Origin of the sequence: Halochromatium sp. (assembly GCF_046541315.1) — a bacterium.
In the GTDB taxonomy this organism is placed as follows: Bacteria; Pseudomonadota; Gammaproteobacteria; order Chromatiales; family Chromatiaceae; genus Lamprobacter.
This window is the reverse complement of sequence record NZ_JBKHDN010000205.1, coordinates 1-4,812: the sequence shown is the minus strand read 5'-3', so window position 1 is coordinate 4,812 and position 4,812 is coordinate 1. Positions and strand designations below refer to the sequence as shown.

Sequence of the window (4,812 nt, the reverse complement as noted above, 5' to 3'; positions counted from 1 at the left end):
CAGGATACGCCAAGATAGCGAGCGGACCTATCCGCAGCGAGCATTGGCGTCGCACGCGCGCGACAGGCTGCGCCCAGTCCGCGCCCGCTGACGCCGCCTGTCACTCGCAGGCGCGGCGCGCTCGCACGCAAAACCGCCGGCTGGACCGCCGCGCGCGAAGCCGGTTGAGCTGGGTGCTGGGCTGGATGCTGGACTGGGTGCCGGGCTGGGCGTCGGGCCGGTTCGTCAATCGGACTCGCTGACCAGGTGATCCTGGAGGCTGAGACAGGCGCGCGTTAGCTCGGCCAGGTTTTGCACCTGCATCTTTTTCATCACCCCGGCGCGATGGAATTCCGCCGTCCGCACGCTGATGCCGAGTTCATCGGCCACCATGCGGTTGGTCTTGCCGGCGGTGATCTGCTCGAACACCTGCTGTTCGCGTGGAGTCAGGGTGCGATAGCGTTCCAGCAGGTCTGCATCGACCCCGGCGAGCAGTTTCTCCGCAGCCTGCCGCGCCGTGGTTGGCGCCATGGTCGAGGCCGGCGTTGGAGCCCGAGGCAGCGCCGAGGCCTGAGCGTCGTCGAGGGTTTTTTGCACCAGCTCCAGCACCGTCTGCGGGTTGAACGGCTTGGTGATGAAATCGACGGCGCCAAGCTTCATCGCCCGGACCGCCATCGGGATGTCGCCATAGGCCGTGATCACCAGGGTGGGGATCTCGATGCCCGCTTCGCGCAAGCGTTCGAGCAGGGTGATGCCGCTGATGCCGGGGAGACGCACATCGGCGAGCAGGCAGCCCACGCGCGTCTCTTGTAGCAGGCCGGAGTCCAGCAGCTCGACGCCGCTGTTGAACGCGACCGCCCGCAGCGACACCGACTCGAAGAGCATGCGCAGGGCCTCGCGCAGGGCGAGATCGTCATCGACGATATAAACAATGGGTTCGTGATTCATAGTTATAAGATTGGCCACGGCTGGCATGACCCCATGGTACCGGCTCACCGCCCCAGGTTGCGCGCGGGCCGGTTCAATGGGGTTTGGTCAGAGAGGTTATCGCGCGCCGCGTTCGCCTCGGTTTGTGGGGATTTGAATAGGTCGCGCAGCTGTGTCAACAGTTCGCTCGCGTGCGCGATTTGCGCGTCGATCCCAGCTAGGGACTCGTGCAACGGTGGACTCCGAAGGCAATCCTGGGAACGGTGGTCCTGAGGCTGCCCCTGGGGATTACCCTGGGGATGATCCTGGGGATGACCCTGGGGAAAGCCTTGGGGATGCGCTTGCTCGGTCAGTCTGCGGGCCACCATGGCCAGGCAGCGGACCGAACTCAAGGGTTGCGCCAGGTCGTGCAGGAGCGAGGTGATGCGCTCGTTGGCAGGCTCCGCCGCCGGCGCGTCCGGCGCCGGTGGGAGACCTGCGGGACTCGTGGTCGGCAAGGCCCGGAGCAACGAGATCGGCAGCGGCGAGACCGGCAGCGGCGAGACCGGAAGCGGCGAGACCGGCGGCGACGGGACCGGTGGCGGTTCGTCGCCGGCGAGCACGGGCGCCGGCCCGTTGCCCGGCCTGCCGCCCGGCGTCGTGTTCGGTGTCTCGTTCGGCGTGGCGACCAGCAGCGCTTCGAGCACCTCGAAGGAAACCGGCTTGACCAGGTGGTGATCGAAGCCGGCCGCGAGCGAGTCCCGCCGCACGTCGGCGTTGCCAAGCCCGGTCATCGCGATCAACCGGATGACGTCCCAGGCCGGGTTGGCGCGAATCCGGCGCGCCACCTCGTGACCATCGGGAGCGGGCATATCGATGTCCAGGATCACCACCTCGGCGCGGGCCTGCGCGAGGCTGTTCAGCACGGCGTCACCGGCGAAGGCGACGCGCGTCTCGGCGCCCTTGAGCCTAAGCGCCTGCGCCAAACTGGTGGCCGCGTCCTGATTGTCATCGACGACGAGGATGCGGCGCCCGGCGAGATCGACAGCGGTGGGCGCGCCGTCAACGGCGTCGGGCGGCGGGGGGGCGGCTGTCTGGACGGGCGCCGGAACCGGCACGCGAACCGGCACGCGAACCGGTGCGCGAATCGGCGCCGCGGAGGTCACGCGCGCGCTGGCGGCGAGCGGCAGCCGCACCTGGATGCGGCTGCCTTGGTCGCGGCCGGCGCTGAAGGCCGCGACCTGACCGCCATGCAGTTCGACGAACGTGCGCACCAGGGTCAAGCCGATCCCGAGCCCGCCATGCGGTTGGGACAGCGACCCCGGACCCTGAGCGAACATGTTGAAGACATGCGGAAGCACCTCCGCCGAGATGCCCACCCCGTTATCCTCGACCTCGATGTCGATCTCGGCCGGTGGCCGCAAGCGGGCGCCGATGCGGATCGTCTGACCGCTAGCGGTGTACTTGATCGCGTTGTTGAGCAGGTTGCCAAAGATCTGCGTGAGCCGGGTCGAATCGCCGTCGAGCCAGACCGGCTCTGGCGGCAGTTCCACCCGCAGGCGTTGTCCGGATTGGGCGAGCAGGGGCTGCACGGTCTCCACCGCGCTGGCGATCACGCTGGCCAACTCCAGGGGCTCCTTGAGCAGCTCGATCTTGCCGTGGGTAATGCGCGAGACATCCATGAGGTCGTCGACCAAGCGCACTAAATGCTCCAAATGGCGCCCCATCATCGCCCGCGCCTCGCCACTGGCGACGGGGTTCGCCTCGCACAGCCGCAGGATCTCGAGGGCGTTGCGAATCGGCGCGAGCGGATTGCGCAGCTCATGCGCGAGCGTGGCGAGAAAGGCATCCTTGCGCCGATCGCTCGCGCGCAACTCGCGCGCCAGCTCGGCGGCTTGCTCGCGCGCGACGAGGGCCTGCTCCAAGAGATTCAAGGCCTCGGCGCGCGAGTCCTTGAGCGCCTGCTGGTGCTCGCGCAGTTGGTTGAGGATGGCCTGATCCGACTCGAGTCGCGTCAGATCGGTGCCGACCAGGCAGATCACCGCCTCGCCCGAGCGCGGCAGCCGGCTCGCCCAGAGATGCATCGGCACCTCCGCGCCGCTGGCGGCGCGAAACACGACGCGGTCGTCGGCGGTATCGGCGTGGGAGGCATCCAGGAGCCGACGGAGCCGCAGCACGTCGGCCGCGACCACCAGTTCCTCGAGCGAGCGTCCCAGCAGGTGGCCGCGGGGGCGCCCGAGCAGCGCGGCGGCGCGATTGTTGACATAGAGCAGCAGGCCATCGGTGGAGGTGGCGAGTCCGGCCTCGTTCATGGTCTCGACCATGAGCCGATGCAGGTTCTCGGTTTCGCTCAGCGAAAAGACCCGATCGCCCTTGCTGCCGCTGACGATGACCGCATCGACCTCGCCCTCGCGAATGGCCCGCAAGGTCTCCTCGGCTTCCTCCAGGCGCGCGCGCAGCGCTTGGTTTTCGGCCCGCAGGGCGGCGTTCTCCGCGGGGTTCGGGGCGGGCGTTGCGGGCGCGGTGCTGACGGTGAACGGTAGGCGCATCGGCGGCGGTCAAGTCTGGGAGGGCTGTCTATCGCCCCGGCGGCTCAGATCGAGTCCGATCAACACCCGATGCTCATCGGCCATGTCGCCGATGATCCGATGCAGCGGCAGAGGGAGTCGTTTGATGAGCGTGGGAACGGCGACGATCTGATCGTGCTTGGCGAGCGAAGGATGGTCGCAGATATCGACGATTTCCAGCGAATACTGGCCGCTGAGATGCCTCTCGCAGATGGCCTTGACCGATCGGATGGCCATCACCGAGCGCGGAGACAGGCTGGCGACATACAGCGTGAGCACATAACTGGCGTCAACCGCCGCGTCCGGCGGTGTGCCCGAGGGTGTGCGCGTCACCCGCGCGGCGTCCGCCGATGGCATCGGTGTCGATGGTTGCGCATGCGGGCCGCCTGGCGCTCGGGTGGCATTCATCGCTGAAATCCCTCCGTTGATCCGGTTCTCGCTCTCGGCGAGGGTCGCTTCGTTGGCGTGCATGCGTTCTGCGGGCATTCGGGTTGTGCCGGACGCTCCTCGTGCAGCGCGACTCAGGAGCAAGCCTAGCGCATTCTGGCCAGTTCGATCTTCCGTTCGGTCGCCGCGCGTCTCTGGCTCGATGAGCGGTCGGTTTGCCCGTCTCATGAGCGAGCGATCCTGGCCGCAGGCCTCGGGATTCGGGATCAGGTAAAAATACCTGTCATTCTTTCTTGACATCCCTGTATGTCTAGCTAGACTTACGGACAACGAGCCTGCGGCTGAGGACCGCAGCAGGACAGCGTCAGACCGATCGACCGACGGGAAACCGACCTGGCAACCGGATGCGACGCTGATCCAGTTCGATCAGGCACTGTTTGCGCGCTGTGGCTGTGCACGCAGCGACAACCCGCCGCCCGAGAGCGGCAAACCGCTGCCTGCGGGCGGCACATGACACCCCTGACTCCTTATTGGAGGGCGAAACAATGGCAGATTCGAAGAGCCTTTCCGGCCTGAGCCCGGAGCAAGCGAAAGAGTTCCACGAACAGTTCAAGATCGTTTACACGGCATTCGTCGGCATCGCCGCCGTCGCCCACCTCTTGGTCCTGGCTTGGAAGCCTTGGTTCTGATCGCGAACGAGGTCTTCAGTCATGTTCCAAAAAGTGTTTGATTACAAACCGAAAGAGCGCGATTACCTGCTCTGGACCGTCGTCCATCCAGGCGTCTGGTTGCTACCGATCATGATCGTCGTGCTGCTGACCGCCTTGGCGGTGCATTCGTTCGTGCTCGCGGATGGCAGCAAGTACAACTTCCTGGCCGCGACCGTCGAGGCTCCGGCAGAAGAGGCAGCGCCGGCAGCGGCCGAGCCCGAAGCCGCGGCAGAAGAGGCAGCCCCGGCAGCGGCCGAGCCCGC

The 4,812-nt window shown here is 66.8% G+C and carries 5 protein-coding genes; 2 read left to right on the top strand and 3 right to left on the bottom strand.

The genetic code is table 11. The features are described from left to right. Nucleotides 1-225: 225 nt before the first annotated feature. Genes ACLFQI_RS11605 through ACLFQI_RS11595 form a run of 3 tightly spaced genes read right to left on the bottom strand, consistent with a single transcriptional unit; the run spans nt 226 to nt 3,938 of the window. Entirely contained in the window at nt 226-927 is a 702-nt protein-coding gene (locus ACLFQI_RS11605; protein ID WP_410759505.1) for a response regulator transcription factor, read from the bottom strand. A 44-nt stretch (nt 928-971) separates the two neighbouring features. After that, entirely contained in the window at nt 972-3,434 is a 2,463-nt protein-coding gene (locus ACLFQI_RS11600) for an ATP-binding protein (protein WP_410759503.1), read from the bottom strand. A 9-nt stretch (nt 3,435-3,443) separates the two neighbouring features. Further along, complete coding sequence (locus ACLFQI_RS11595) at nt 3,444-3,938, bottom strand: circadian clock KaiB family protein (RefSeq protein WP_410759501.1); 495 nt, start codon at nt 3,936-3,938, stop codon at nt 3,444-3,446. A 446-nt stretch (nt 3,939-4,384) separates the two neighbouring features. Here ACLFQI_RS11595 and pufB point away from each other — a divergent pair, with 446 nt between their 5' ends. Further along, nucleotides 4,385-4,528: a light-harvesting antenna LH1, beta subunit gene (gene pufB, locus ACLFQI_RS11590; protein WP_410759499.1), complete on the top strand. Its 144-nt coding sequence runs from the start codon at nt 4,385-4,387 to the stop codon at nt 4,526-4,528. Nucleotides 4,529-4,549: 21 nt separating this feature from the next. Then, on the top strand, nt 4,550-4,812 hold a 263-nt coding region (locus ACLFQI_RS11585; RefSeq protein WP_410759497.1), incomplete at its 3' end, for a hypothetical protein.